This window comes from Rhizobium sp. BK008 (genome assembly GCF_014197345.1).
Lineage (GTDB): Bacteria > Pseudomonadota > Alphaproteobacteria > Rhizobiales > Rhizobiaceae > Rhizobium > Rhizobium anhuiense.
This window is the reverse complement of record NZ_JACIFK010000009.1, coordinates 121,619-148,189: the sequence shown is the minus strand read 5'-3', so window position 1 is coordinate 148,189 and position 26,571 is coordinate 121,619. Positions and strand designations below refer to the sequence as shown.

At 60.1% G+C, this 26,571-nt stretch carries 24 protein-coding genes; 13 read left to right on the top strand and 11 right to left on the bottom strand.

The genetic code is table 11. The annotated features are described in order from the left end of the window. Positions 1–21 precede the first annotated feature (21 nt). From FHT69_RS28465 to FHT69_RS28425, 9 genes are all read left to right on the top strand, one after another. Positions 22–1,008 carry a branched-chain amino acid ABC transporter permease gene (locus FHT69_RS28465; RefSeq protein WP_063474086.1) on the top strand — a complete coding sequence of 329 codons (987 nt, stop codon included), beginning with the start codon at positions 22–24 and terminating at the stop codon, positions 1,006–1,008. Next, a complete protein-coding gene (locus FHT69_RS28460; protein WP_047616799.1) occupies positions 1,005–1,778 on the top strand; it encodes an ABC transporter ATP-binding protein in 774 nt (257 codons plus the stop codon). The genes FHT69_RS28465 and FHT69_RS28460 overlap by 4 nt, the downstream gene beginning before the upstream one ends. Further along, positions 1,768–2,511: an ABC transporter ATP-binding protein gene (locus FHT69_RS28455; RefSeq protein WP_097543353.1), complete on the top strand. Its 744-nt coding sequence runs from the start codon at positions 1,768–1,770 to the stop codon at positions 2,509–2,511. Before FHT69_RS28460 ends, FHT69_RS28455 begins: the two co-directional genes overlap by 11 nt. A 42-nt stretch (positions 2,512–2,553) precedes the next feature. Beyond that, positions 2,554–3,762, top strand: a complete 1,209-nt coding sequence (locus FHT69_RS28450; protein ID WP_097595385.1) for an aspartate transaminase — start codon at positions 2,554–2,556, stop codon at positions 3,760–3,762. Positions 3,763–3,851: 89 nt separating this feature from the next. After that, positions 3,852–4,790, top strand: a complete 939-nt coding sequence (gene nac / locus FHT69_RS28445; RefSeq protein WP_047616805.1) for a nitrogen assimilation transcriptional regulator NAC — start codon at positions 3,852–3,854, stop codon at positions 4,788–4,790. 191 nt (positions 4,791–4,981) lie between these two features. Beyond that, positions 4,982–7,045, top strand: a complete 2,064-nt coding sequence (locus FHT69_RS28440) for a hydantoinase/oxoprolinase family protein (RefSeq protein ID WP_183906277.1) — start codon at positions 4,982–4,984, stop codon at positions 7,043–7,045. Positions 7,046–7,056: 11 nt separating this feature from the next. Further along, a complete protein-coding gene (locus FHT69_RS28435) occupies positions 7,057–8,733 on the top strand; it encodes a hydantoinase B/oxoprolinase family protein (RefSeq protein ID WP_063474091.1) in 1,677 nt (558 codons plus the stop codon). Positions 8,734–8,742: 9 nt separating this feature from the next. Continuing rightward, positions 8,743–9,546, top strand: coding sequence for an SDR family oxidoreductase (locus FHT69_RS28430; protein WP_063474092.1), 804 nt, complete (start codon positions 8,743–8,745; stop codon positions 9,544–9,546). 15 nt (positions 9,547–9,561) lie between these two features. After that, complete coding sequence (locus FHT69_RS28425) at positions 9,562–10,263, top strand: HpcH/HpaI aldolase family protein (RefSeq protein WP_063474093.1); 702 nt, start codon at positions 9,562–9,564, stop codon at positions 10,261–10,263. Positions 10,264–10,331: 68 nt separating this feature from the next. Here FHT69_RS28425 and FHT69_RS28420 read toward each other — a convergent pair whose 3' ends face one another. The 10 genes from FHT69_RS28420 to FHT69_RS28375 all read right to left on the bottom strand — a co-directional run bounded on the left by FHT69_RS28420 (position 10,332) and on the right by FHT69_RS28375 (position 21,756). Further along, positions 10,332–11,012: a redoxin domain-containing protein gene (locus FHT69_RS28420; RefSeq protein WP_063474094.1), complete on the bottom strand. Its 681-nt coding sequence runs from the start codon at positions 11,010–11,012 to the stop codon at positions 10,332–10,334. Between the two features lie 161 nt (positions 11,013–11,173). Further along, complete coding sequence (locus FHT69_RS28415) at positions 11,174–12,829, bottom strand: alpha-keto acid decarboxylase family protein (protein ID WP_063474095.1); 1,656 nt, start codon at positions 12,827–12,829, stop codon at positions 11,174–11,176. A gap of 142 nt (positions 12,830–12,971) precedes the next feature. After that, the gene (locus tag FHT69_RS28410) at positions 12,972–13,796 is read right to left on the bottom strand and encodes an MBL fold metallo-hydrolase (RefSeq protein WP_028757363.1); all 825 of its coding nucleotides are present in this window, start codon (positions 13,794–13,796) and stop codon (positions 12,972–12,974) included. An 88-nt stretch (positions 13,797–13,884) separates the two neighbouring features. Continuing rightward, positions 13,885–14,901 carry a sugar phosphate isomerase/epimerase family protein gene (locus FHT69_RS28405; RefSeq protein WP_183906276.1) on the bottom strand — a complete coding sequence of 339 codons (1,017 nt, stop codon included), beginning with the start codon at positions 14,899–14,901 and terminating at the stop codon, positions 13,885–13,887. A gap of 128 nt (positions 14,902–15,029) precedes the next feature. Continuing rightward, positions 15,030–15,968 carry a myo-inosose-2 dehydratase gene (gene iolE, locus FHT69_RS28400; RefSeq protein ID WP_063474096.1) on the bottom strand — a complete coding sequence of 313 codons (939 nt, stop codon included), beginning with the start codon at positions 15,966–15,968 and terminating at the stop codon, positions 15,030–15,032. 38 nt (positions 15,969–16,006) lie between these two features. Next, entirely contained in the window at positions 16,007–16,495 is a 489-nt protein-coding gene (locus FHT69_RS28395) for a hypothetical protein (protein ID WP_028757366.1), read from the bottom strand. Continuing rightward, positions 16,492–17,610, bottom strand: coding sequence for a ferritin-like domain-containing protein (locus FHT69_RS28390; protein ID WP_028757367.1), 1,119 nt, complete (start codon positions 17,608–17,610; stop codon positions 16,492–16,494). The genes FHT69_RS28395 and FHT69_RS28390 overlap by 4 nt, the downstream gene beginning before the upstream one ends. A gap of 96 nt (positions 17,611–17,706) precedes the next feature. Then, a complete protein-coding gene (locus FHT69_RS28385) occupies positions 17,707–19,578 on the bottom strand; it encodes a GMC oxidoreductase (RefSeq protein WP_028757368.1) in 1,872 nt (623 codons plus the stop codon). A 96-nt stretch (positions 19,579–19,674) separates the two neighbouring features. Continuing rightward, complete coding sequence (locus tag FHT69_RS28380) at positions 19,675–21,105, bottom strand: glycoside hydrolase family 15 protein (RefSeq protein ID WP_183906275.1); 1,431 nt, start codon at positions 21,103–21,105, stop codon at positions 19,675–19,677. Positions 21,106–21,411: 306 nt separating this feature from the next. After that, complete coding sequence (locus tag FHT69_RS28375) at positions 21,412–21,756, bottom strand: helix-turn-helix domain-containing protein (RefSeq protein ID WP_018245423.1); 345 nt, start codon at positions 21,754–21,756, stop codon at positions 21,412–21,414. Between the two features lie 181 nt (positions 21,757–21,937). Between FHT69_RS28375 and FHT69_RS28370 the strand changes: the two genes are divergently transcribed. Further along, positions 21,938–22,576, top strand: coding sequence for an acyl-homoserine-lactone synthase (locus FHT69_RS28370; protein WP_132574875.1), 639 nt, complete (start codon positions 21,938–21,940; stop codon positions 22,574–22,576). 148 nt (positions 22,577–22,724) lie between these two features. Beyond that, on the top strand, positions 22,725–23,450 hold the full coding sequence (locus FHT69_RS28365; RefSeq protein ID WP_047616826.1) for a helix-turn-helix transcriptional regulator: 726 nt from the start codon (positions 22,725–22,727) through the stop codon (positions 23,448–23,450). Positions 23,451–23,523: 73 nt separating this feature from the next. On the opposite strand, the gene FHT69_RS28360 is transcribed toward FHT69_RS28365, so the two are convergent. Further along, entirely contained in the window at positions 23,524–23,988 is a 465-nt protein-coding gene (locus FHT69_RS28360) for an Lrp/AsnC family transcriptional regulator (RefSeq protein WP_047616828.1), read from the bottom strand. Positions 23,989–24,114: 126 nt separating this feature from the next. On the opposite strand from FHT69_RS28360, the gene alr reads away from it, so the two are divergent. Both alr and FHT69_RS28350 read left to right on the top strand, forming a co-directional pair. Next, entirely contained in the window at positions 24,115–25,248 is a 1,134-nt protein-coding gene (gene alr / locus FHT69_RS28355; RefSeq protein ID WP_183906274.1) for an alanine racemase, read from the top strand. Between the two features lie 29 nt (positions 25,249–25,277). Continuing rightward, a complete protein-coding gene (locus FHT69_RS28350; protein WP_097543368.1) occupies positions 25,278–26,528 on the top strand; it encodes a D-amino acid dehydrogenase in 1,251 nt (416 codons plus the stop codon). Positions 26,529–26,571 lie beyond the last annotated feature (43 nt).

The window sequence follows — 26,571 nt, the reverse complement described above, 5'->3', positions numbered from 1 at the left end:
TCGAACGACCGAGGACTCGACATGTCTCTGACGGAAACCGCTCAACAGGTACGCAGGCGCGATCTTCGCATACCGCTCGCCGCGGTCCTGATCGTCCTAGCGCTCGCCGCGCCGTTCATCGGCAGCCGTTACATCACCCATTCCCTGATCATCGCCCTGATTTTCATGCTGCCGGCACATGGGCTCAATCTGCTTGTCGGCTACACCGGTCTGCTGTCATTGGCCCAGGCCGCGTTTTTCGGCATCGGCGCCTATACGGCAGGTCTTCTCGCCGTCACCTACGGCACGCCGTTTTACGTCAATCTCATCGCGGCAGGCGCCGTCTCCGGAGCCCTTGCTCTTCCGCTCGGCATTCCCGCCCTGCGTCTGCGCTCGACGTCCTTCGTGATGTGTACGCTCGGTTTCGTGATCATCGGCCAGGCCATTGCCAAGAACTGGATCTCGCTGACCCGCGGTGACATGGGGCTTTCGGGCATTCCCAAACCATACTTCGAGCTGGGCCCGCTGTCGTTCACGGTGTCCGGCACGACGAACTTCTACTATCTCGCCCTGATCATCGGGGTCCTCGCCACCTTCGCCGTCTGGGCGATCGTCCGCTCGCCCGCCGGGCGCAACATGGTGGCGATCCGTGAGAACGAGACGCTCGCCGAATCTCTCGGCGTCCCGACCTGGCGCTACAAGCTGATCGTCTTCATGATCAGCGCGGTGTTTGCCGGTATCGGCGGTTGCCTTTACGCCTATTACCTGACGGTCGTCAGCCCGCTGACCTTCCAGATGTATTATTCGACGACGATGCTGATCATCGTGCTGGGCGGCGGGGCGGGCATGATTTCCGGCACCGTCTTCGGAAGCCTGCTTTTCGTCGGGCTGACCGAGGCGCTGCGCATCACCCCCGAATTGCGCATGATCGCCTACGGCTTCTGCCTTCTCGTCCTGGTCTTCTGGTTCAAGAACGGGTTTGCGCCGCTGATCAATCGCTTCTGGAATGCGATCGGAGGTGCGAAATGACCGGTCATCTTCCGCTTCTCGCGATCAAGAACCTCAGCAAGTCCTACGGCGCGGTGAAGGCCGTCAACGATGTCAGCATTCACATCGATCGGGGTGAGATCGCGGGCCTGATCGGACCGAACGGCTCGGGCAAATCGACCTTCTTCGATTGCAGCACAGGCCTTGCGAAGCCGGACACCGGCACGGTTGTCCTCGACGGACAGGACATCACCGGCTGGTCCCTGAACCGCATCGCCAGGGAAGGCCGCATGCTGCGCTCTTTCCAGAAGACCGTCACTTTCAAGTCGCTCGATGTCGAGGAGAACCTGGTCATCGCCGGTCAGATGTTCACCTTCCCGTCCATTGCATCGACCTTCGGCTTGGGAAAGATGTCCCGTCGGCGCATCGATGGTCTCAGGGAGAGAGCCCGCGAGCTGATCAAGATGGCGGGTCTTTGGGATGTGCGCCACCAGCCGGCGGGCAATCTGTCGGGCGGACAGCAGAAGCTCATCCAGTTCGCATCCATGCTGATGCCCGAACCGAAGCTCATCCTGCTGGACGAGCCGATGGCCGGGATCAATCCGAAGATCATCGAACGCGTCGTCGATACCATCCTGTATGCCAACAAGTCGCTCGGCGTGAGCTTCCTGGTGATCGAACACAATATCGATGTCGTCACCAGCATCTGCCAGCGCGTCATCGTGCTCGACCAGGGAGCCAAGCTCGTGGAAGGCTTGCCGGGCGACATCATTCAGGATCAGCGCGTCAGGGAGGCCTATCTTGGCGGGTAATTCGAACCTTTCGATCCGCGACCTGCGCGCAGGTTACGGCAATCTGGACATCCTCAACGGCGTCGATCTCGACGTGCCGGCGGGACAGTTCGTGGCGCTGATGGGGCCGAACGGGGCGGGCAAATCAACGCTCCTCAAGACGCTCTACGGCATGACGACCATCAAGCAGGGGAATGTCGACTGGCGCGGCAAGAATATTGCCGGCAGCAAGTCGCGGGCCATTCTGGGCGAGGGGATTTCCTTCGTGCCGCAGGGGCGCTGCAACTTCCCCGTCATGACCGTCGACGAAAATCTTCAGATGGCGGCCTATACTATCCGCGACGCCAAGGTGAAGGCCGACCGCGACTACGTCTACGACCTCTTTCCGATCCTCAAGAAACGTCGCGCGACGCTGGCAGGCAACATGTCCGGCGGCGAGCAGCAATTGCTCGAAGTGGCGATGGCGGTGCTGCAGCGGCCGAAGGTGCTGCTGGTCGACGAGCCGTCCGTCGGGCTGTCGCCGGCGGCGATCGGCATCGTCTTCGACGAGCTTCTTCGCCTTCACGCCGACGGCATGACGATCCTGCTCGTCGAGCAGAACACCAAGAAGGCCATGGAAGTCGCCCAGCGCGCAGTCATCCTGAGACTTGGCAAAGTCATCTGGGACGGCCTGCCGAAAGACATCACCCATGACGAACTCGGCGAACTTTTCCTGACCGGGAAAATGCGCGGCGAAACCGAGGCCGTTCACTGAAGGCGATCTCTTGCCTCTTATAAAATAAGCGAGGAAATTCCCATGAGCACCTTTGTGCCTGCATCACGTGTGTCCAGAATCAAGGTTTCGCCAAGCACGGCTGCGGCCGCCCGGGCGCGCGAGCTGAAGGCGGCGGGTCGCGACATCGTCGACCTGACGGTCGGCGAGCCGGACTTCGACACGCCTGACAACATCAAGGCCGCAGCGCACGCCGCCATCGACAGGGGCGAAACGAAATACACCGCCGTCAACGGCACGCCGGCGCTGCGCAAGGCAATCATTGGCGATTTCAAGCGCCGGCTCGGCCTCAGCTATGCCGACGACGAAATTTGCGTCGGCGGCGGCGCCAAGCAGATTCTGTTTCTCGCGCTGATGGCGAGCGTCGAAAACGACGCCGAGGTGATCATTCCCGCACCCTACTGGGTTTCCTATCCCGATATGGTCATCGCCAACGAAGGCAAACCGGTCATCGTCGAATGCCCGCAGGAAACCGGCTTCAAGCTGACGCCCGAAGCTTTGGAAAAGGCGATCACGCCGAAGACCCTATGGCTGGTCCTCAACGCGCCGTCCAATCCGACGGGTGCCGCCTATGACCGGCGCGAACTCGAAGCCCTCGGCGAGGTGCTGCTGCGCCATCCCCATGTCTTCGTGCTGTCAGACGATATCTACGACCAGGTCTGGTTCAAGGACGAGCCGATGACGACGCTGGTTGCCGCCGTCCCGGAACTGAAGGAGCGTGTTCTGCTCACCAACGGCGTCTCCAAGTCCTACGCCATGACCGGATGGCGTATTGGCTACGGGGCGGGTCCGGCCGCATTGATCGCCGCCATCAACAAGCTGCAGTCGCAGATGTCGTCCTGCCCGTCGTCGGTCAGTCAGGCGGCCGCCGCCTATGCGCTGTCTTCGGACCAGGCATTCGTCGCCGAAAGCGTCAAGGTCTATAAGGAACGCCGGGATTATGCGTGCGCACGGCTGAATGCCGTGCCCGGCCTCTCCTGCCTCGTGCCGGACGGGGCCTTCTATCTGTTTCCGAACTGCGCCGGCGTCATCGGCAAGAAGACTCCTGAAGGCAAGACGATCGAGACGGATCTCGATTTTGTGCTCTATCTGCTCGACGGCGTCGGGGTCGCGGCGCTGCAGGGGGCTGCCTACGGCGTATCGCCGCATTTCCGCCTGTCGATTGCGACGTCGATGGAGACGATCACCCAAGCATGCGACCGCATCGAACGGGCTGTTGCCGAGCTGCGTTAACCGCGAAAGGCCAGTGGGACTTGTGACTGGGACTTGCGTCCCTCCGGCTGCAGGCTTTACGTTTTGCATGAAACAACAAGCCGGTGACCATGAGCGTCGATTTCCGCAAACTGAAGAGCTTCGTAAAGATCGTCGATACGGGCAGCGTATCGCGCGCGGCAAGCCTTCTGAGGACGGCCCAGCCGGCGTTGTCGCAGCAGATCGCCGCTCTGGAGGCGCACTTCAAGCACAAGCTTCTCATCCGCAGCAATGTCGGCATTGCGCCGACGGAGGCAGGGCTCATCCTCTATCGGCATGCGCAACTGATGTTGAAGCAGATCGAGCAGGCTCAGGTCGACATCGATCAGTCCGCCAAATCGGTGGCGGGCCGCGTCTCGATCGGCCTTGCGACCTATTCCTCGTCAAGCGCCTTGTCGCTGCCGATCCTCAAGGAGATGAAGGCGAGGCATCCCCATATCGTCGTCCACATCAATGACAGTTTCGGCCAGATCCTCAGCGAACTGATCATGACGGGCAAGATGGATATGGCGCTGATCTATGCTGCTGCGCCGATCAAAGGCGTTACCCTGCAGCCATTGTTCCGCGAGGAAATGTTCCTCGTCTCGCCGCCGGGCATCGAACTCCCCGGGGATAGCAGCGCGCCGCTTCCGCTTGCCGCCCTCCAGGAGATCCCGCTGCTTCTTCCCAGCAAGGCCCATCTGCTGCGCCGGCTGATCGACGACGCGCTGGCGAGAGCCAGAGCGACACCTGAGGTCGTCTCGGAAATCGAGTCCGTTCCGGCCCTCAGCGCGGCTGTGCTCGAAGGGCTTGGATCGACCATTCTCCCGGCTTCGGTGGTGACGGAGACGGCGATCTTCTCAGGCGCGCAGGTGCGGGCACTGACCAAGCCGGTGATCGACGCGACCGTGTCGCTCTGCGTCGCAGATCATCTTCCCTTGTCGGAGCCCGCCATCGCCGCACGGTCGGTTCTGCTTGATGTCGTCGGCAAACTGATGAGCAGTCATCACCAGGGAATCAAGCCCGCCTAGCCCGAGCTGCTCCTCGCAGCGGCAGTCCGACGGCTGACCGCCGCCCGCCATAAGCAAACCCTATAGCGGCAGACTGTAGTTGTGTTAGCCAACGCGCCGGGCATTCCCCTAACCTTCAAGCAGACATCGGGTCCGGGCATCGGATCCGCATAGCGGCGCCTGCCGCGCCGAACAGTCGCTTCGAGGACAACATGGCAAAACTGGCTTTCGACACGGGTGGTACCTTTACCGACTTCGCGCTCCTGGATGACAGGGGCGACCTCCACCTTCACAAGGTCCTGAGCACGCCGAAGAACCCGGCTGAAGCCGTCGTGCAGGGTGTGTCCGAATTGCTGGAAAAATTCGCCGGCACCATCGCCATCGACCAACTGCAGGTGCTGGGCGCCACCACCGTCGTCACCAACGCCGTGCTCGAGCGCAAGGGCGTCGAGACCGGCTTCGTCACCACCGACGGTTTCCAGGACATGCTGCGAATCCGTAACGAAGGGCGCTACGACCTCTACGACCTGAACATCAAATATCCCGACCCGCTGGTCACCCGCGCAAACAGCTTCGGCGCCAAGGAGCGGATCGCCGGCGACGGTTCCGTCATGACCGAACTCAAGGAAGAGACGGTGCGCGAGATTGCCGGTCGCCTGAAGGAGAAGGGCATTCGCTCCGTCGCCGTCTGCCTTCTCCATGCCTATAAATATCCGCAGCACGAGCAGCGCGTCGCAGCGCTGCTGCGCGAAGAAGACCCCGATATCTTCGTCTCGCTCTCCTCCGAAGTCTGCCCTGAAATGCGCGAGTTCGACCGCGCGTCGACGACTGTCGTCAATGCCTATACGAGGCCGCAAATGGCCGGCCACGTCGCCCATCTGCAGCGTGAATTCGCAGCGAAGGGCATCGACCGCCAGGTCCTGTGGATGACATCCTCGGGCGGACTGGTGCCGAGCCGGCGTGCCGCGGAACTGCCGGTGCGCCTGATCGAGTCAGGCCCGGCGGCGGGTGCGGTGGCTGCCGCAGAGTTCGGCCGCACGGCAGGCGAGGCGAGCGTCCTGTCCTTCGACATGGGCGGCACGACCGCAAAGCTCTGCCTGATCCCGGACGGTGAGCCAAATGTCGGGACCGATCTCGAGGTCGCCCATTATCAGCGTTTCCGCAAGGGATCCGGTTTCCCGCTGAAGATCCAGTCAATCCAGATGATCGAGATCGGCGCGGGTGGCGGCTCGATCGCGGCCAAGAACCCTCTCGGCCTGCTCGATGTCGGCCCTCACTCCGCAGGCGCCATGCCTGGACCGGCCGCCTACCAGCGCGGCGGCACCCAGCCGACCGTCACGGATGCCGACATCCTGCTTGGATATATGGGCACCGAATCCTTCGTCGGCGGGTCGTTCAAGGTTTCCAGAGAAGCAGCTCACGAGGCGATGGCCAAACTTGCCGCCTCGCTCGAGGTCTCGGTCGAGCGCTGCGCATGGGGCATCCATGACCTCGTCAACGAATCCATGAGCAAGGCGGCCGCCATGCATGCGACCGATCTCGGCGTCGATCCCCGTTCGCTGCCGATGGTCGCCTTCGGTGGCGCCGGCCCGGTGCACGCCTATGGCATCGCCCGCAAGCTTGGCATTTCCCGCATCATCTGCCCGACCGGTGCTGGCGTCAGTTCGGCGATCGGCCTGTTGATCGCGCCCGTGGCCGTCGATCTTTCCGCAAGCCATCCGATGGTGCTCGACGCCTGGGATGTCGGCGCCATGAACCGCCTGCTGGACGAGCTATCGGCCCAGGGCGCCGAAGTCGTGTCGGCAGCGGGCGTCCCGAAGGATACGATCAGCAACCGCTACACCGTCGACATGCGCCATGTCGGCCAGGGCCATGAAATCACCGTGGCTCTGCCCGACCGGACCCTGCCGAAGGAGGAATTCCTTAGCGAGCTTCGCGGCAACTTCTTCAAGCTCTACCGCGAACTGTTCGGCCGTACCGTTGCCGCTCCGCTGGAGGTCATCACCTGGCGGCTGCGCGCCGGCGGCGAAAAGGATCAGGTCACGCGCCCGCACGAGACCGTCGTTGCCGACGCGAAGAAGGGCAGCCGAAAGGTCTATTTCCAGGAGATCGGCGGCTTTGCCGAGACTGCGGTCTACGACCATTACAAGCTTCCCGTCGGCGAAGAGGTCAAGGGTCCGGCAATCGTCGAGCAGCGTGAATCGACCGCGATCGTCGGCCCGAGCGGCGTCTTCCATGTGGATGCCCATGGCAACCTCGTGATCAACATTCACTAAGGGGTACTCTGATGTCGAAATCCGCCACCGATTTCAACGACCCGATCAATCTTCAGGTCATGTGGAACCGCCTGATCTTCATCGCGGACCAGGCCGACAACGTTCTCGGCAAGACGGCATTCTCGCCGATCGTCCGCGAGAACCACGATTACGTCACCGTGCTCCTCGACAGCAAGGGACGGGCGCTGGCGCAATGCACCTGGTCGATCCCGGTCTTCATCACCTCGCTGCCGGCTGCTGCCCAGAACTATTTCCTGCCGAAATTTCCGGCAGACAGGCTCGAAGAGGGCGACGTGCTGGCGACCAACGATCCGGAGATCGGCACCGGCCATCTTCCCGATGTCACGATGATCACGCCGATCTTCAAGAACGGCAAGGTCGTCGCCTATGCCGGCTCCATCGCCCATCTTCCCGATATCGGCGGCGCGCCTCTGCATTCCGAAGCGAGCGACATTTATGAGGAAGGTATCCGCTTTCCGATCGTCAAGCTGCTGAAATCAGGCGTTCCGAACCAGGACGTCTTCGATATTATCGAAGCCTCGGTCCGCCTTCCGACAGAGGTGCGGGGCGACCTTGAATCGATGATCGCCGCCAACAACGTCATGGGCCGCGAACTCGTCAAATTCCTGGACGAATACGGGCTCGACGATGTCGAAGGCCTGGCCGCCGCCATTCATTCGCGCTCCGAAGCACAGACCCGCAAGGCGATCCGCGAATGGCCGAACGGCACTTACGCAGCCGAGGTTCTGCTCGACGGTTACGATGTCGACGTGACACTGAAGGCTTCGGTCATCATCAGGGACGACTCTGTTCATGTCGACTACACCGGCACGTCAGACCAGGTTCTGCACTCGATCAACTGCCGGACGAACTATCGCTACGCCCATTCCGTCTATGCTCTGAAGTGCCTGCTCGATCCCGAGACGCCGAACAACGAGGGCTGCATCGTCCCGATCACCGACGAGGCGCCGCTCGGCTGCATCCTCAATCCGCAGCAATGGACGGCGGGCAATTCGCGAAACCTGATCGGGCACGTCATTCCCTCGCTGATCTTCAAGGCGCTCGAAGGCGTCGTGCCCGAGAAGGTGATGGGCGACAGCGGCGGCGCTCCGATCTGGGCTGCCAATTGCGTCGGTCAGCGCAATGACGGTACGCAATATGGATCCGTTCAGAATTTCCATGGCGGCCAGGGTGCGCGCGCAGAGCTCGATGGTCTGGATACGCTGAGCTTCCCGTCGAACTGCAAGGTAACGGCCATCGAGATGTTCGAGGTTGCCGTGCCGGTCCTGACCGAGCGGAAGGAACTGATCGCCGACTCCGGCGGCGCAGGCAAACATCGCGGCGGTCTCGGCCAGCGTGTCGTGCTCCGCAACCTCGGCAGGAGCCCGATGAACATCTATCTCGCCTCCGAGCGTGTCCGACATCCCTGCTTCGGTGTCGTCGAAGGGCAGAGCGGATCGGCCGGAAAGGTCTCGAAGGACGGCAAGCCTCAGTTCCCAAAGGGCAAGGTGGTCCTGAAGACCGGCCAGCGCCTCGAGGTAGAGACGCCTGGCGGCGGCGGTTGGGGATTGGCGAGTGATCGTTCGCGGGCGCTCATCGAGCAGGATCTTGCCGAGAACCTGATCACAGCGAAGGCCGCGCGGGAAATTTACGGCTATTCTGGCCCGATCGCTGCTGCGGCCGAATAGGGGAAAGATATGGGACGTCTTCACGGAAAAATCGCTCTGGTGACGGGAGCCGGCTCCGGGATCGGTCGCGAGACCGCCCTGCTGCTGGCCAAGGACGGGGCCACCGTCGTGCTGACCGGGCGGCGGATCGAACCGCTGCGCGAGGTGGCGGCCTTGATCGAAGAGGCGGGTGGCAAGGCCGTCACGCGCGCACTCGATATCGAGACGCGTGAAGAGATCTTTGCGGCCGTGAAGTGGATCAAGGATAGCGTCGGACCCGTCGACATCCTGGTGAACAATGCCGGCAGCGCAAGCAAGGTGCTGAACGCGCGGTTCTTGAGCGAGGCCGAGTGGACCTCCACCATCAACGTCAATCTGACGGCCGTCTTCAACCTGACCCAGGCGGTCCTTCCGGACATGATCGCCAACGGCGAGGGGACGATCATCACGGTCTCGTCGCTTGCCGTGATCAACCCCAACCTGCTCGGCGGCGCGGCCTATGGTGCGGCCAAGGCCGGCGTGAAGAACTTCATGACCTTCCTGCACAACACCTATCGCAATCAGGGGATCCGGGCGACGACGATCCTGCCCGGCGAGACGAATACGCCGATCATGGACAATCGCGCGCGCCCACCTCTGCAGGAGGAACGTGCCGTCATGATGGATCCGCATGACGTCGCCCGTGCGATCGTCCTCTGCGCCAGCCTGAACAAGAGCGCTGTGATCCCCGAGCTTCACATCTGCCCGACATTCATGCGGGACACGTCAGCGGATATCGAAATTGCGCGGTGGGTCGGAGCGCCGGCCGACATGCCGGATATGCCGAAAAAGTAGAATTGGGAGACATCGATGAACGGAGCGAAGTTGCGCGCGCGGCTGCTGGCCGGCGAGGCAGTCACCATGTATACGCCGCATCACGTATCGTCGGGCCTGGCAGCCCGGCTGGTGGAGCTCGGCGCCGATTCCGTCTTCGTCGACTGCGAGCACGGAAGCTGGAGTTTCGAGGATGTGCGCATGACCGCGCAGATCGTCCGCTCCGTCGGCGGGGCGGCGATCATTCGGCCGCATTCGCACGAGCGCCCGATCATTATCCGCTACCTGAATGCGGGCGCCGATGGGATCATGGTCCCGATGGTGGACACGGCCGAACAGGCGCGCGCCATCGTCGATACCGTTCGTTACGCTCTTCCGTCCGACTTCGACAAGCGCCTGGTGGTGGCGATGATCGAGACGGTGGATGCCATCGACAATCTCGACGAAATGCTGAAGGTCGATGGCATTGACGTCTTCTTCATCGGCCCCGGCGATCTCTCGCAGAATATGGGTTATCCGCCGGCTCCGCCCTTCGGCGAGCCGCGTCCCGAAGCAGTGATGGATAAGGTCGCGGTCGCCGTCGACAAGATTCGTGCAGCAGGCAAGATTGCAGGCACGCTCGCCACCGCCGACGAATTGCCTCATTGGCTGCAGAAGGGGGTCCAGTTGTTCTACGTCCACACCGATCCCTTCCTGCGCCGCGGGATTGCCGGCATCAGGCAGACACTCACGCGATAGCGGGCGGAATTGGGCTTCCACCATTCGATCTTTTGCTACTGAGATGCTATCGGACGGTTCACCGCAGGTCAGCGTCCAAGGCTGCCAGCGGCCGCGATGATCTCTGCCGCGGTCGGGAAGATGGAGAGGCTGTTCGGTCCGTCGAGCGCCTCGATTTGTGCCCAGCCGATGGTGCCGTTCGCATTGACCAGGAAGTGCCCGACGAGTTGGGTCGCGTGGTTCGCGAAGATCTCATTGTCGGCTTCGTCAAGCTCAAACCGATCCTTGGCGTTGAGTATCGTGTTGGCCTCCATCGGGTGCAGCGGTTCCGGCAATTCGTCCGTGGGGTTGATGCGTGCCGCCAGGAACTGTTCCATCGTTGTACGATAGGGCCATTCGGGCTGCTCGCAACTCCCATCGGGCAGGAACTCGGCATGCGGCACACCGTAGGCCCGATGCGTGCGGCAATCCGGGTCGCATAGAAGTGTTATTGGCGTTGGCCGGTGGCGGAAATACAGGCGGGCACGTTCCACCGGCGTGTTGATAACGGCGACGGTCTCCACCCCGGCGGCGCGTAGCGTCGGCTGTACGCCGGCAAGCTGTTCCAACTGACGCCGGCAGAACGGGCAGTGCAGCCCGCGAAAGAACCCGATCACGAACGGGCGACCGCTCAAGTCGGCGAAAGAGACCGTTCCGTCGAAGTTGGCCGTGGCGAGCGCGAATGCGGGAGCGGTTTCTCCAGGTTGCAGCGGGCGTTTCTGGTCTCCCATGGAACAGTTCCTTTGTCGTATCGTCTAGGTCGGACGACCGAAATTGAACTATACCACTTGTGGCCAGAAGGCCCAGCGCTCGATGTTGAGGTCACCGAAGGTGGTTAGGCATGCCATCTGCCGTTCCGCCCACTAAAGCGCTGAACTCTCCTATGCCCATTCTAATTTGCTTTCCAGTTCGCATTGTCGGGGATCGATCGCTGCGGCACGACGACCTGGATGATGGACGGACTGTTCAGGTTTTCTTTGGCGCCGTTTATGGCCTCCCTCAGTTCGCCATAGGTGCCCACTTTCCAGCCTTGGCAGCCAAAGACCTCTGCCAGCTTGCTGTAATTCCACTGGTGCAGGATGCAGGAATTGTAGAACGGTTTGTCGCCATGGAAAACCGATGCGTCGGCAAGCCATTGCTCCACGCCATAAATGCCGTTGTCCATCACAAAGATGATCGGGTTGAGATTGAAACGGGTTTGTGTCGAGAGGCATTGAGCGGTCATCTGAAACCCGCCATCCCCCGCAAAGACCAGTAGCCTTTGTTGATTTTGCTTCGCCAGCGAAACCCCGGTTGCGGCCGGACCGATATAACCGATCGCCGAATAGGATGATTGCACGATGAAACCGCGGCGAGCACCCACTTCAAGAAGCAGGCTCCCGAAATAATTCAAACTCGCGTCGGCACCAACGATGGTATTTCCGTCGATCTGCGGCTGAATGAAATCGTAGAAGCCCTGATAGGTAATTTCGCCTGCCGGATTGACGACCGGCAGTTGCCGGGCCGGTTTCACCGGAAGACTTTGGCCTTTGCACGTCAGCCTTTTGTCAATCAAGCCGTTGACGAGATCCGCCAGCGAAACCTGTGCGTTGAAGATCGTGCCATATTTCACGGTCTCCCAGGAGGCGAATGCGGTTTTATCGAGATCGATAGGCCAGCCCAAATCATTGATATCAGTCAACCAGACGCCCAGTGCCAATACGAAGTCGGAGTCTTTGACCAAAGACTGGACATAGGGTGATGACGATTTGCCATCGAACACCCCGGCAAATTGTACATCGTCTTCCGATAGAATGGCCTTGCTCAAAAGCTCGGTCACGTAGGGAATTTTGAGGTCCCGGATGAGCCGCTCCGCCTGGTCGTGAAGGCCAAACCGGTCGATCTCGACACCGACCCAGATCAGCGGTCGGGTGGCGTTTTGCAATCTTTCGCTGATTTGCGCGATCGACTGATTGAGACTGTTCTCGTCGGATATAACAGGCGCCGCTTTTAAGGCATTCGACGGGCGCGTACATCCCAGGTCCACCATATCCTCCAGCAACTCGATATAGACCGGACGTCTTTCCGTGATGCACTGCGTCAGCGCATAATCTATGAGCATTGGCGCAAGATGAGGGCTGTCGATGCGGACGGCAGCGGCGGTGATGTATTCGAATACCTGAAGATCCGTTTCCCGGCCGCTGATGAAGTGATGCGAACTGTAGCCGGTTTGTTCGAACGTCAGCGTTTTCTTGATGCTGGGCGCACCGTTGATCAGAACGACCGGCACTTTCTCGACGTAGGATCCGGCGATCGCATTTGTTGCGCAAAGCGAGCCTGCGGAATAGGTGACGCACAGAGCGCCAATTCCTTTCAGTCTGGCATAGCCGTCAGCCGCATAACCGGCATTCAGTTCATTCGCCTCTTCGATGACCTTTATATCGCTTTTCTCGACATAACTGTTCACCCATTCGATCGAATAATCGCCTGCTACGGAAAACAGGTGCCCCAGGCCCAGTTCGCGAAGTCTGTCGACCAGATATTGTCCAACCGTGTATGTGTCGCCCATGTTCCAACGGCTCCCCTGTTGACGACAATTGACGGATATTAGAGTGCCGTGCGTCCTTTCGGACGCACAAAGGACAGCTCTAACACTTTGAATCTACGCATCGTTCTTTCCGAAAATCGATTCCGATTTTCGGGCCGATGCGCTAGAACTCGCTCGCGTTATCGAATAAGCGCGGTACGTATATGTCGAATATGCCGGGGCATTTCCGCTCGGGAAATCTTTCCAGCAGGAAGCGCTTGAAAGCGTCATTGGTGAGTCCGTTGCCGGCGGCCTCCAGGGCGACGGACAAATACTCTATATTTTTGGCAACCTCGTTTTTGTCAGCCGGAAAGCCGTGACCGGGAAGGAACAGGTCATAGTCGGACAGCAGCATACCCTGCAAAATCCCAATCCAATGCTCCATGTATTTCGTCAGATAAAGGTGCGTTCCGCTGTAGATCAGGTCTTGCGCAATAAAAACGCCCACGTCCGGAAGACCTATGGTGAGAAGAAAATCGATCTCCGTATCGACGACTTCATCAAATAGGTATTTGACTCCGTCGATGATTTCCTCGCCGGCGCGGACAGCTCTTTCGGGAATGATCAAGCTCTTCGGAGCGAGATTGCCCAATTTCCAGTGGTCATTCAGGGAATCTTCCCCATGCTGCTGCAGGAACTCTATCGTTTTCGGCAATGCATAAATCGGAATATCGCTGAATGCGGCTCCCAGGCCGAACCAATGGTCGGGGTGTCTGTGCGACAGATAGATCCGGTCGATCTTCTTGCCGATACTGTTGGCATATTCCCTGAATTGCAGGGCATAGGGAACGAGGAATTGCCCATCGACGAGAACAAGCTTGTTCCTGCTTTCGATGATGTGCGTTGCATTGGCGATATTGTCAGCCGTGAAAGCTGAAATGAAAGTATGAATACGGACATCGCCTGCTCGCCTGACGATTTTAATGGGATCCGGCAATTGCGTGACCATCGGTATCTCCCTGATTGAAAGGTCGTTTGCTGAGATTTGAAGTTCACTCGGGCACAACATCTGCGCCCGAGCGCCATCACGGATGAGATCAACGGCCGCGGGACGCGAGTTTCTCCTCCAATGTCTTCAGGGCCGCGCGCGCAACGTCGTAGGCGCTGTCGACGTCTGCCTCCGGCGCGTCCTCACCGGGCCGCCAGAAGCGTCTGCGCGTCATTCGCATCGAACTCTCGAAGGGTGGAATCGCGTTGAAGACTTCAACGAGATAGGGGCCGGAATAGACCGGCTCGATTTCGTCCAGCATGATCTCCCAGGGAATCCAGCTATCTCTGACAGCGCCCCGGTCCGGCGCCGAGATGTGAACGTAATTCAGCCGACTCTGCTGTACGGCACGGGCGACATTTTTCCTGAAGATGGCCGGTCCCTGGCTTTCCATGACGACCTGGGCTGTATCGATCGTGACGCCCCCGACCGGAATGTCGGCGCTTTCGAGAAAGTCCAGCGCTTCCGAGACCATGGTCGGCCCGGGCGTTTCCCAATTCTTGACCGGTTCGATGGCGAGCTTCACCCGCTTCTCCGCAGAATATTGCGCCAATTCCCGGAAGATGGAGGCGGCCGCCGCGTATCGTGGCTTCATCCAATCCTGAAGCACGTCGCTCCAGATCCCTTCGCCGTCATCCGTCAGTGGAAAGATGCCATAGGGGTACAGGAACGGCCCCGACATGATCGTATTCTCCCCGCCCAGCACCGAGGTGATGTCGACGCGGGATTTGAGATAGGACAGCGCCTGCCTGCGCTGGTCCTCATAGGGCGAGGTCGGATCGAAGGTTCGCGTGGTCCCCACATTGGTTGTGAACTTCACATCCCGGAAACCGGCCCGATCGAACGCCCTCTTGAGGCTGATATAGCTTTCGACCTCAGCGTGATGACCGACGTTGGCAGGTCCTGGGGCGATATGCACATCGAAGCCGGTGTAGCCGATCTCGGTCAGCGCTTTCAGATGTCGGACAAGAACCTGGGTATAGCCGGCGTCGTTCGGCCTCAAATCGGCTGTAAACATAAAGAAGCTGAAATATATCTCTCGTCTGCGTGCCTCTTCCATCTTCATCGCTCCAGCTGTCGCTATCCAGTCATGCGTGGTTCAGGATGATGTCCCGCCCGACACCGTCACGAAGCGAGATCCCTGCCCGCCTCCTTCACATCGCCATCGGGCTGAAACAAGCGGTCCGCGCCGGGCTACCATCCGAGCAGCTTGCGCAGATATTCGCGGCCCATTTTCGCGTATTGCAGCGGATTGGCCTTGGCTGGGTCCTGCTCTGCCTCGACGCAGATCCAACCGGCGAAATCCGCCTCGGCCAACGCATCGAGGATTTCTGGAAAGGTCCCTATGGAGCCGTCACCCGGGACGGTGAAGATCCCCGCCTCGATCCCTTGCTGGAAGGACAATCCTTCTTTGTGAATCTTCGTAACCACCTCGGCGCGAATGTCCTTCAGATGAACATGCTTGATGCGGTGGGCATATTTTCTGGCCAGCGCCAGCGGATCGACACCGGCAGCCGCCTGGTGCGCAGTATCGAGAAGCATGTTGACCAGGCGAGGATCCGTCTCGTCCATGAGCCGGTGGATTGCTTCCGTATTCATCACCCCGGTCCCTAGATGCGGGTGATAGCAGAGCCGGCGGTTACGCGCTCTGGCTTTCTCTCCGGCCTCATGCAGGCCTTCGATCAGCCGTTTCCACTGGTCATCGGAGAAATCGGGGCAATTCGGAAACAGGGCGACAGGAAGCGGATTGACCGCTCCGCCAAACTCGGAAACGACCAGGTCGGCCCTGCGCGGATCGTCGCTGCCTCCTTCCATGGCTTCGAGGAAGTCGAGCTGAGCATCGACATTATCAAGCGTATGACGCTTCATCGCATTGATGGTGAAGTAGGTGCTCACCCAGGGCTCGGAAATCCGCAATCCCCTGAGTTCGAGGACAGGCCGCAATATTTTCGGGTCCGTCGGATATTTGTGGCCGACGCCGCATCCGACATAGCCGGCGAGCGCCATTTCACTCAGAGCCTGCTCGTAGGGGATGCCGATGTCGATATTGATGAAATCGTCATTCCACCAGAGCGTGGGGATGACACCGAGCCAGACTTTAGCAGGTGTCAGTCGATGCAGATGTGTCGTCATGGCAATGATCCAGTTCTTGAAGACAAACGGAAGTGGCGTCAGGTCAGGTTTTGGAATCGAGAGCCGGAAAAAGCCGGAATTTTCGGCGGAAAGGCCCAGGAGCCGAAACCCGGCCCCTTGGCGCCTGCAGGGTGGGCTCCGATCGCCTTCCAGAGCAGACCCTCGACATAGGCATCGGGAGAAACGACGAAGGTGATATTCGCAGGCCTGGGGCCAAAGCGCTCCGTCCAGGCGGAGGACAGCTCGAACCAGGTGCCGGAATACCAGAGCTTGATCAGCGCACGGGCCACGTCTCCGAGCAATTCATTGCCCAGAATGGTCGTGCGCACCGCCTGGATGCGGACCTCACCTTCCGGGGGTGGCAGGGCGGCGAAGGCGGCCAGCAGCGCGTCGACGATCTCGCCGCCGACCACCTTGTCGAGCGTGACGAGATAGCGGTCCGCCAGGCCTGTTCCCAGGAGATCAAAGTGGGAGAAGGCCGTCAATTCGCCGGAAAGACCCAGAAATGCCTCGAAACGGTTGCTCATGCGTTTACCTCCGCCTGCCGGGTGGTGGCTGGCTGTTTGATGGCGCCGGGGATCTCATAGGTGGGGCTGCCGTTCTTACCGGGATGTTGCGGCAGGGGATTGCGGATGAGTTCGAGGATCATGTTGCGGAATTCGAACATCATCGGAACGGCTTCCAGCAGCAGGGTCGGCTGGCCGTTATAGGCACGCGTCAAAAGCTGGAGAAATTCGCCGTAGCGCGTGTTGAAGGCGATCGCCGCCCCACGCAGTTCCGAGCCTTCGAGTATGTCCCCCACTTTTAGGTTCTTTTTTATGGGATACGCGCCTTCCCAATCGACCTGCAACTCAGGACCTGTGGGGTGGCCGGGCTGGTCGCCCTTCTGGTAGTAGCGGCCTTTGACCAGTTCCTCGAAACGATAGTAATGGGCCAGTTCGTGGTCGTCATCGTCGTAGATACCGCCACCGTCGCCCTCGCCCTGTTCGATGATGAGATCGATGGCTTCCAACGCGCTTTTCAGATCGGTCACCGGAAACAGCTCGCCGCCGCCGGAGTAATAATATTCCGAGGTGATCTGGCGCGATCTGTCGCCGGTAAATATGGTTGTGCCCGCCCCATGCGCTTCGGCTTCCAGGTATTTGATGCCGTCCGCGATGGCTGAGTAGAACTCGCCAATACTGAAGAAATGTAGGTCCTCATGGCTCGGATGGCTGGCAAGCGCGGTGATATCAGGAGGAGTTTTGCGATATATCAGGCCCTTGCCGACGAGATGTTCAGGACGCTGGGCCGGCCGCTCGATTTTCAGGAAAGTCGCCAGCGCCTCACGGCCGAAAGCCTGGATGCCGACCTTGAAATCCGTCTCGCCGTCCGGCAGGGCGGCGGGATAGCGGGCTACGAAGTCCGGCCTGACAAGATCCGGCGTGCCGCCGATGGCGTTGAGAATATTGGCCGCGATGGTCAGATGCAGCATTTCTTCCACGACGATCACGCGCAGAACCTGGGTCGCATCCTGATTGACGCCGGGCTTGATCGAGTAAAGCGCCGTCAGATAAGGCGGAATCGTCGCATGTTCGAGCTGCATCGCCCGGTAGAGAAATTCTTTCAGCTCATCGAGCGTCTTAATACTGGCGGAATACATCTCAAGCTCCATGAAAGATAAGTTGGGTTCACAGGCCGGCTTCGTGTCGCTTGCGAGGCCATCTGTTCGTTCCGCACAGCGGATGCCGGTCTTCGTTCAATGCAGAGACTTCAGAATGTCGCGGCCGCTTCGGAAGCACATGGCGGCCAGCGTCAAGGTGACATTGGCCGTGCCGATCGTCGGCATGCTGCCGCCGCCCACGAGATAGAGGTTTTCGTGGTCCCAGCTGCGCTGGTTCTTGTCCACGACGGAATTGGTCTTCGTCGTTCCCATGATATGGGTCCCGGCCAGATGATTGCCGCCGCGGATCGCATAGCCTTGCCCCTCATAGGCCACATAGCCGAAATCGCTGGGGTCGTATTGGGTATGATCCTGCGCGCCCAGACGCGTGAAGACGGTGCGCGCAAACTGGCGGCCATAGGCGGCACCCTTCATGGTATATTCCGGAACCGTGAAGGACAGGATGGGCCGCATATTGCCCAGAGCATCGGTATATTGCGGATCCACCGCGATGCGGTTGCTTTCGACGGGCATGACCTCGATCATGAATGCCAGCAGCAACTGCCGCGAAACCTGGTCGATCATGCCGCGCCGAAGATCCGCCCCGTAGAGGTTGCGATCATCCACCAGTTTGAGAAGGTCGGAAGTCGGCGCACCCGTGGCCCAGCCCCAGCCGTCGTTATGGATATCGATGGCGAAGGCGGCTTGCCTTTCCCGGAAAGGGCCGTCGCGCAGGTCCACGATACCGCCCGTCGAACTGGTTCCGCGCATCGTGCCGCAGATTTCCGGCATCAGCGCCCAGTTCAGCAGATAGGCGTGGTCCATCAGATTGCGTCCGACAAGACCGCTGGTGCTGCGCAGGCCGGAGGCAAGCATGAGACGCGCCGTTTCGATGGCGCCTGCCGCAAGCACGAAAACCTTGCCCTTCACGGTGATGGTCTCGTGAGCAGGTGAGGCCGGATCCTTGTAAATCTTGACCTCGAGAGAGTGGACTTTCCCGCTATCCGGATCGATGTTGACCTTCGATGCGACCGCCTGCGGCAATAGTTCGACAAGCCGCTCGCCGCTTTTCCCGTTTACTGCGAACGCCTTGGCAAGCGTTTTGCCGGAGTGGTAACGCGCTTGCACGGGACAGAGCGGTACGCAGTTGGTGTTGCCCTGGCAGCGACCGCCCTCTTCGACCTGATGCGTATCGACGGCTCCGATGGGACGGTAGCCTTTCCCGCCGTCATAGGCCGGGTTTGGTATGCTGTTACGCCCCTGCGGATAGGGCCTGACCTTCAGGGGATAGGTCTTGTCGTAAAGTTCGACACTGGTGCCTTCGATGCCCTTGTTGACCTGCTGATCCAGATAGGAAAGCGGCAGGCCGCGCATGGGAAAGACATAGTCGTCCGGGAAGGTCTGCCCCAGATATTGCTGATCTTCGACATCTGCCGATACACCGATTTCCCGCTCGGCCAGGCGGTAATCATCTTCGACTTCCTCAAAGCTCAGCGGCCAGTCCAACCCTTGGCCGAAAATGGTGCGCGTCTTGAAGTCCGAGCGAAGCAGGCGAGGCGTTTTCGCCTCCCAGTGCATGGTCGTTCCGCCGAAAATACGGGTATATGTCGTATCGCTGACATAAGGGCCGGATTGAACGATATAGGTCGAGCTATCGGTTTCCCCCGCCCGCAGCTTGCGAAGCTGCGGGCTGCGGGGCATGGCCGCGTTCGCATTCAGCGGAAAGGGCGACTGGTTGTCCTTGGAGGCTGCCGAATAGAAAGTCGTCAGCAGATTGTCATAGCCTGACAGTGTGCTGTTGGCACCGGTTCCGGCTTCAAGGATAAGGACACGCTTGCCCGCTTCGGCAGCCTGCTTGGCAATGATTGCTCCGGAAATGCCACTGCCGACAATCACGATATCGTAGTCGCCAGACGCTGCGACGGTCTTGGCATCGGCTTTTATCGCGGATTCAAGGGGAAAAAGCACTTTGGTCCTCCATTATTCCCGGAAAGCCGCATCAGGCTTTGCGGATCATGCGGTTCTGCACTCAATCGAGATTTCAGACCGGACAGCCTGACGTCGTCATGATCTCGGGCCGCGGGAGTTTCGGGGTTTGGACTTGGCGGCGGGGGCGGCGGCGGAGCGGGCTCTGACCGCCGAGAGAAAGGAGGCGTAGCTCCAGGTCAGGTTCCGGACGCTTTTCTCGTAGCCAACGGTTCCATCGAACTGTTCGCTCAGTTCATAGTGATCGCTGTGGTAGACGATGGCGCGCAGCATGACGTCAGACGAAGCCCGCAAGGCAGCTGAGGCGTCGGCGGCGCTGCTGGATGCGCCAAGTCCCAGTTCCGCGAAGAAGGGTTCGGAGAACTGATCGAGGGGGATGGCGCCGCTGGCCTCGATGGCATTGGCAAGCCGATATTGAAACTCGGCGAAGTTGGCGGTGCACAGAGCCCAGGGATGCCCGCCGACCACCGGGGCCGCCACATCGCCATCGTAATGATCGCCTGGATAGCGCCCGAAGAGTGGTCCAAGCCCTTTGGCCGCGTCGGCGCCATTGATCGGGTAATAGTTCGAAGACGAAGGATCGGCCCACTGGCGCCGCAGGATGGCCGCCGTTGCCAGAAGCTTGGTATCGGTCGGCTCGATCCCGCCATAGCAGACCGCAGAGACGATATCGATGTTCGCGTCGTAACCGGCTTGCTCCGCGGCATCCAGAATGCTCACATAGAGCTGCCCGTTCCAGTGGGTGGCCAGCTGGCTTTCCAGCCAGGAGATGGCATCGGCCACCCCGGCAGGCACGGCAATAGAGATCGTGTTTGCGAAAATTTCCCGGAAAAAGCGCAGCTGTACGGCCCTTGCGAAAAAGGAATAGCCCTCATATTCCTCCCAGAGATTGGTGGTCTTGTTCTGGTAAACTTCGAGAAGATAAGAGAGGTTGGTCTCGACCAATTGTTTGGCGATCGTCTGCGTGGCGCCATCCAGCTGATTGAACAAGGTCAGGATCGCAATCGACTGAATGGCCGGTCCGTCATTCTGCTCCGACCACGGACGAACCTCGCCGGTAATGGTGAAGCAGGCGTGACCAAGTGTGACGGTCGCGGAATTCTGCGCATTCGCCTGGCAGAGCGCGGCGAAATTCACGTAGTCGACCAGGCTCGGCAAAACCCCGCCCGGAACGGGCAGCAAGCCAGCAAGCGCGATTTCGATGGCCGTAATGGCCCCGTCGCGGACCCAATTGAAAACATAGTCCTGGTCGACACCCGGCGTGTTCGCGGGATAGGAGGGTGCGGCGATGACGCAGCCCGGGGCCGAAAAGACGCCCGGCGATGCCGGATCCTCGATGACATAGCCATCGCTTGTGATGTTGCGCATCATCAGCAGAGAAAAATAGCGCGACAATGCGACCAGATCGGTCTGCGCGAACGCAGGCCGCGGTTTGACCGTAGGCGCATTGGCCCCGATATGGGCCGGGTTGGCACCTGTCATTGACTGACTCCAAAGCGCAACTGTCATTGACTGACTCCAAAATCGGGTGAGACTGCCGGGACCAGATCCAAAAATGTTCCGGACCGGTGGCGATGCGGTTTTTCGATAATTTTCGGGCTGCGTATTTACGGTTTCACGTCAAAAGCCGACGCCAACGACCCTTCTGCATTGAGAGTGAAAACAAGGTCTCTGCGGCAGCGAGGGCAGGGCGGGCTGGGCGCCCTGTTGTGTCGCCGCCGAAGCTTTAACTAGAAAGATCGTCGACGATCTGCTTTTTATCAACCTAAACGTGTTGATCTCAGGTCAAAAATTCGCGCAGAATTGCGCTTGGCGTTACGGGTGCTCCGGAGGGATGGATTCGACCAGCCCAGCGAGATTGGACCGTGTTGCCGCAGACCGGTTGCGCAACGCCAGAACCATTTGCAATTCGGTGGCGGAGATCGCGCTGTTCCTATGCCAGTCCATGGTGCCTCGCCCGAGCAGCAGCCAGTCGAGGGAGACATCCAGCAGGTCGGCGAGCGCGCAGGCGCTTTCCAGCGAGGTATGGCCGCCATTCTGCCAGCGTGAGACGGCGGCGACAGACACGTCCAGTTCGGCCGCCAGGGCGTGAACTTTCCGGAACTTGCCCCGGGATATCGCCTCTCGAATACGTTTGCCGCGGGCCATGTCGTGGGTCATCAGAATCCTCCCGTTGGTTGCGTTAAAATTGGCAATTACCAAGAGCTTTCGATCGACGAACATCAGAAACTTCTTATGAAAGGGGAAGGCAAAGCGAAGCACCGGTCAACCTGGTGAAATATCCAGATTGCTCCCGGTCGGCCTCCTGTTGTGAAACGTCAGAACATCAGGAGGGACGGATATGTTGCGGATACTCACCAAAGACATGCTCGATACCGATCGACGTGCTTTCGATGAAATGTTTCGGGCTCGCGCCGCCGTTTTTCGCGATCGGCTGGGATGGCAGGTCGATGTCCGGGACCAATGGGAGAGGGACCGATACGACGAGGCCGAGGATCCCGTATATCTCGTCACGCAACGACCTTCCGGCACACTGACGGGTTCGCTGCGCCTGCTACCGACGACGGGAGCGACGATGCTCAAAAGCGAGTTCCGGCATTTCTTCGATCAGCCTATCGACGTCGATAGCCCAACGACTTGGGAATGTACCCGCTTTTGCGTTCACCCGCTTGCCGGGCACATGGAGCAATCGCGCACGGTCGCCACGGAGCTGCTCTCAGGGCTTTGCGACCTTGCGCTCGACACCGGTATCGAAAGCATCGTCGGCGTCTATGATGGCGCCATGGTCGGAGTGTATCGCAGGATCGGCTGGAGACCGACGCCACTTGCCCGATCCCTGCCCGAGATCGGCAAGCTGTATGTCGGCCTATGGGATGTGACGGCGGACAATTGCCGGGCACTTCGGGCCAACCTGTCCCGACTGCTGGAGCGAGCTTCGCCCAATCGTCCCAGAACCTTTGCCGATGGCGGCATGCGGTAAGGCTCGCCCACCAGCGGGATATGCTCTCGCTAAGCCTTAACCCATTTTTCACCGCACCCATGGTTGTATTAGAATAAGCTGTTCCCCGATCCCGTGAAATGTTACCGATACGGGTAGTCAATGAAACGCACAACCACGAGTCCATCTCATGCTGAGCAGTTCTCGTTTTTTCTATTGTCTGGATCGGATCTCCGCAGCGCCGACATTGCGGGATCTGGAAACGACGCTGGACGAAGTCCGCCACATCTATGCGATATCGCACATGGTTTTGCATGTGATCCGCTCCTCGGGGGCGGCGGCCAGCAATCCGTTGCTGATGCTGACCTACCCGCCCGAGTGGGTGAAACAATATCTTGACCGGGACTACTTCAGCATCGATCCCGTCGTCCGTCTCGGCCGGCGCGGCTTCCTGCCCGTGGAATGGTCGGCGTCAAAATGGGATTCGGGCCGGGCTTATGGCTTCTTCAAGGAGGCCATGGCCTTCGGTATCGGCCGGCAGGGCGTGACTCTGCCGGTGCGGGGACCTCAAGGGGAGCGGTCGCTGTTTACGGTCACGTCCAATCACCCCGACGCCTACTGGCGGCATTTCCGCATGGACAGCATGCGCGACCTCCAGTTTCTCGCCCACCATCTCCACGACAGGGCCATGGTTCTGTCGGGCCTGAGAAAAACGGCGGATTTTCCGCAATTGTCGCGCCGCGAACTGCAATGTCTTGAAATGACGGCCAGCGGCCTGATGGCAAAGCAGATCTGCGCCCGTCTGTCCATTTCGGTGAGCGCGGTGCAACTCTATCTCGCCTCGGCACGCCGGAAGCTGACCGTCGCCACGACGAGTGAAGCGGTCGCCAAGGCTACGGCGCTCGAATTGATCTAGAGCCTGACGAAAACCTGCTCCGGCAGAATGCTTCAATCTAACCCGGAAAGGCTCTAAGCGTGGGGATCGCGGTTCAGCGCCTGCCCCTCGTGCGTGTCGCAAGAACATTGCGAATCGAGAAGCTGGAATGAATCCTGAGGACACCCGGCAAGGTCGACAGTATCTCCTTGTGAATCCGCTCGAACTCGCCGGCATTCGCGACCTCCACGCGCAACAGATAGTCCGAACCGCCCGTCATCAGAAAACATTCCCGGATCTCGGGATGCCGGCGAACCGCCGCTTCGAGGCGGTCGAGATAATCCTCTGTTTGTCGTTCCAGGGTGATGTTGATGATCACGGCGATCATCTCATCCGCATTGCCAGTGTCGATCAGCGCCGTATAGCCGCGGATCACGCCTGATTTTTCCATGATTTTGATGCGCCTGAGACAGGCCGATGGAGAGAGACCGATCTCCGCGGCGAGCTTGGCATTGCTCATGCGGGCATCGAGGCGCAGCAATCTCAGGATATTGCGATCGATCGCGTCAAGAGCGGGCATGAGATATCGTTCCAAATATTCGTTGATTATGCGGCTAATAAGCAAATCACACAATAATCAACTACTGAATGATAGGCAATTTCGCTCATTATTTCATAAACTCCTTGAAATCGACAAGGGGTGGACATGGATAGCGATATTTTGGTTTCCCGCACACGCACCGTTACTCCAGCGCAGGGAGCCACGGGCTATCTGACGATCGATCTTGCCGCCCTCGGCCGCAACTATCGCAAGCTCGTGTCGATGCTCTCACCGGTCCGCGCGGGCGCCGTCGTCAAGGCAGACGCCTATGGCCTCGGCGCCGAGCGGGTCTCAAGAGCGCTCTACAGGGAAGGTTGCAGGCATTTCTTCGTCGCCCAGTTCGTCGAGGCCCTGAGGCTCCGGCCGGCCCTTGCGCACGATGCCCAGATTTTCGTGCTGAACGGCTTGCAGCCCGGAAACGAGATCGCCTGCGCCGAGATGGGCATCGTTCCGGTTCTCAATTCGCTGGCGCAGTGGCGGCAATGGTCGGCGGCTGCACATATCCTGAATCGCTGCCTGCCCGCCGTCCTGCAGTTCGACACCGGCATGTCGCGGCTCGGCTTTCCCCAGGAAGAGCGAGCGGTGCTGGCGGCAGCCCTTCGGGACGGCGCCAATGTCGAAATCCTGTTCATCATGAGCCATCTGGCTTCGGCCGATGACATGGACAGCGAGCAGAACGGCGATCAATTTGCCGAGATGTCCCGCATCGCCGACGAATTTCCCGGCTTCGACATCTCCTTCGCCAATTCCGGCGGGGTTTTCCTGGGGGACGCCTATCACGGCGTGCTTGCCCGCCCCGGCATCGCGCTTTATGGCGGCGCTCCGAACGCCGGCGAGAAGAACCCGATGGAACCGGTCGTCAGCCTCGATGTCGCCGTCGTGCAGACGCGCATCGTGCCGGCGGGTGCCAAAGTCGGCTATGGCGGCGCGCATGTCACGCAGCGGGAAACGCGTCTCGCCACCATTGCCGCCGGCTATGCCGATGGTCTGCCGCGGTGCCTGGGCGACCGCGGCGCGGTCTATTTCAACGGCGTACGCCTGCCGATCGTCGGCCGTGTGTCGATGGACAGCGCGACCGTCGACATCACAGCACTGCCCGAAGGCGCGCTGACCTTCGGCAGCCTTGTCGAAGTGCTTGGCCGCCATCAGACGCTCGAGGACATCGCCGGCGACGCCGGCACCATTTCTTACGAAATCCTAACCGGCCTGGGCGATCGTTATCACAGGCAATATCGCTGAGAGCCGGCGGCTCCATCATTGGGAACATCATGAAGGTCATCGTTCTAGGAGCCGGCATCGTCGGCGTCACATCCGCTTATCAACTGGCCAAATCAGGCCATGACGTCACGGTCGTCGACCGGCAGTCGGGTCCGGCGCTGGAGACGAGCTTTGCCAATGCCGGCGAAGTCTCCTTCGGCTATTGCTCGCCATGGGCGGCGCCCGGCATTCCTATGAAGGCCATGAAGTGGCTGTTCATGAAGCACGCGCCGCTCATCCTGCGCCCGAAATTGGACATGGCCATGCTTGCCTGGATGGCGAGGATGCTGTCGAACTGTACCTCCGAGCGCTATGCGATCAATAAGAGCCGCATGCTGCGCCTTGCCGATTACAGCCGCATAGCGCTGGCCGACCTTCGCGCCGAGACCGGCATCGCCTATGACGAACGCATGCAGGGAACCCTGCAGCTGTTCCGCACGCAGCAACAGCTCGAGGCTTCGGCAAAGGATGTCAAGGCACTGGCTGCCGACGGCATTCCCTATGAGGTGCTGGACCGGGACGGCTGTGTCCGCTTCGAACCGGCGCTGAAGCACGTGCGCGACAAGATCGTCGGCGGTCTGCTGACACCGAAGGACGAAACCGGCGACTGCTTCAAGTTCACCAATGCGCTGGCGGCCAAAGCCGCGGCGCTCGGTGTCCGTTTTGCTTACGGCACGACGATCAAGGCGTTGGATGTCGAGGCCGGCCGGGTGCGCGGGGTCATCACCGATCGTGAGCGGATGAGCGCGGAGGCGGTGGTGGTCGCGCTCGGCAGCTATTCGCCGCTGCTGCTCAAGCCGCTCGGCATCCGGCTGCCGGTCTATCCCGTCAAGGGCTATTCGCTCACCATCCCCATCACCGATGCGTCGCGCGCGCCGGAATCGACCGTCATGGACGAGACCTACAAGATCGCGATCACCCGGCTCGGCGACCGCATTCGCGTCGGCGGCATGGCTGAAATCTCAGGCTATACCAACGACCTCGGCCTGGCCCGTCGCAGCACGCTGGAACACTCGGTCACCGATCTCTTCCCCGGCGGCGATATTTCCAAGGCTTCCTTCTGGTCCGGCCTGCGCCCGATGACGCCTGATGGCACGCCGGTCATCGGCGCGACAAAGGTCGCCGGCCTCTTCCTCAATACCGGCCACGGCACGCTCGGCTGGACGATGAGCACCGGTTCGGCGCGGCTCATCGGCGATCTCGTCGGCGGCCGCCAGCCGGAAATCGATGCGAGGGATCTCGCAATCAGCCGCTACGGCTGAAAGCGCCCAGGGGGCAACACAAAAGAGGGATGAACATGATTGC

Coding starts and splice junctions, on each gene's coding strand:
- FHT69_RS28380 (WP_183906275.1), bottom strand. CDS start 21,105: ATGACAGTTGCGCTTTGGAGTCAGTCAATGACAGGTGCCAACCCGGCC.
- FHT69_RS28405 (WP_183906276.1), bottom strand. CDS start 14,901: ATGAAGATGGAAGAGGCACGCAGACGAGAGATATATTTCAGCTTCTTT.
- FHT69_RS28425 (WP_063474093.1), top strand. CDS start 9,562: ATGAACGGAGCGAAGTTGCGCGCGCGGCTGCTGGCCGGCGAGGCAGTC.
- FHT69_RS28430 (WP_063474092.1), top strand. CDS start 8,743: ATGGGACGTCTTCACGGAAAAATCGCTCTGGTGACGGGAGCCGGCTCC.
- FHT69_RS28350 (WP_097543368.1), top strand. CDS start 25,278: ATGAAGGTCATCGTTCTAGGAGCCGGCATCGTCGGCGTCACATCCGCT.
- FHT69_RS28390 (WP_028757367.1), bottom strand. CDS start 17,610: ATGTATTCCGCCAGTATTAAGACGCTCGATGAGCTGAAAGAATTTCTC.
- FHT69_RS28465 (WP_063474086.1), top strand. CDS start 22: ATGTCTCTGACGGAAACCGCTCAACAGGTACGCAGGCGCGATCTTCGC.
- FHT69_RS28420 (WP_063474094.1), bottom strand. CDS start 11,012: ATGGGAGACCAGAAACGCCCGCTGCAACCTGGAGAAACCGCTCCCGCA.
- FHT69_RS28435 (WP_063474091.1), top strand. CDS start 7,057: ATGTCGAAATCCGCCACCGATTTCAACGACCCGATCAATCTTCAGGTC.
- FHT69_RS28365 (WP_047616826.1), top strand. CDS start 22,725: ATGCTGAGCAGTTCTCGTTTTTTCTATTGTCTGGATCGGATCTCCGCA.
- FHT69_RS28460 (WP_047616799.1), top strand. CDS start 1,005: ATGACCGGTCATCTTCCGCTTCTCGCGATCAAGAACCTCAGCAAGTCC.
- nac (WP_047616805.1), top strand. CDS start 3,852: ATGAGCGTCGATTTCCGCAAACTGAAGAGCTTCGTAAAGATCGTCGAT.
- FHT69_RS28395 (WP_028757366.1), bottom strand. CDS start 16,495: ATGAGCAACCGTTTCGAGGCATTTCTGGGTCTTTCCGGCGAATTGACG.
- FHT69_RS28360 (WP_047616828.1), bottom strand. CDS start 23,988: ATGCCCGCTCTTGACGCGATCGATCGCAATATCCTGAGATTGCTGCGC.
- iolE (WP_063474096.1), bottom strand. CDS start 15,968: ATGACGACACATCTGCATCGACTGACACCTGCTAAAGTCTGGCTCGGT.
- FHT69_RS28410 (WP_028757363.1), bottom strand. CDS start 13,796: ATGGTCACGCAATTGCCGGATCCCATTAAAATCGTCAGGCGAGCAGGC.
- FHT69_RS28415 (WP_063474095.1), bottom strand. CDS start 12,829: ATGGGCGACACATACACGGTTGGACAATATCTGGTCGACAGACTTCGC.
- FHT69_RS28450 (WP_097595385.1), top strand. CDS start 2,554: ATGAGCACCTTTGTGCCTGCATCACGTGTGTCCAGAATCAAGGTTTCG.
- FHT69_RS28375 (WP_018245423.1), bottom strand. CDS start 21,756: ATGACCCACGACATGGCCCGCGGCAAACGTATTCGAGAGGCGATATCC.
- alr (WP_183906274.1), top strand. CDS start 24,115: ATGGATAGCGATATTTTGGTTTCCCGCACACGCACCGTTACTCCAGCG.
- FHT69_RS28370 (WP_132574875.1), top strand. CDS start 21,938: ATGTTGCGGATACTCACCAAAGACATGCTCGATACCGATCGACGTGCT.
- FHT69_RS28440 (WP_183906277.1), top strand. CDS start 4,982: ATGGCAAAACTGGCTTTCGACACGGGTGGTACCTTTACCGACTTCGCG.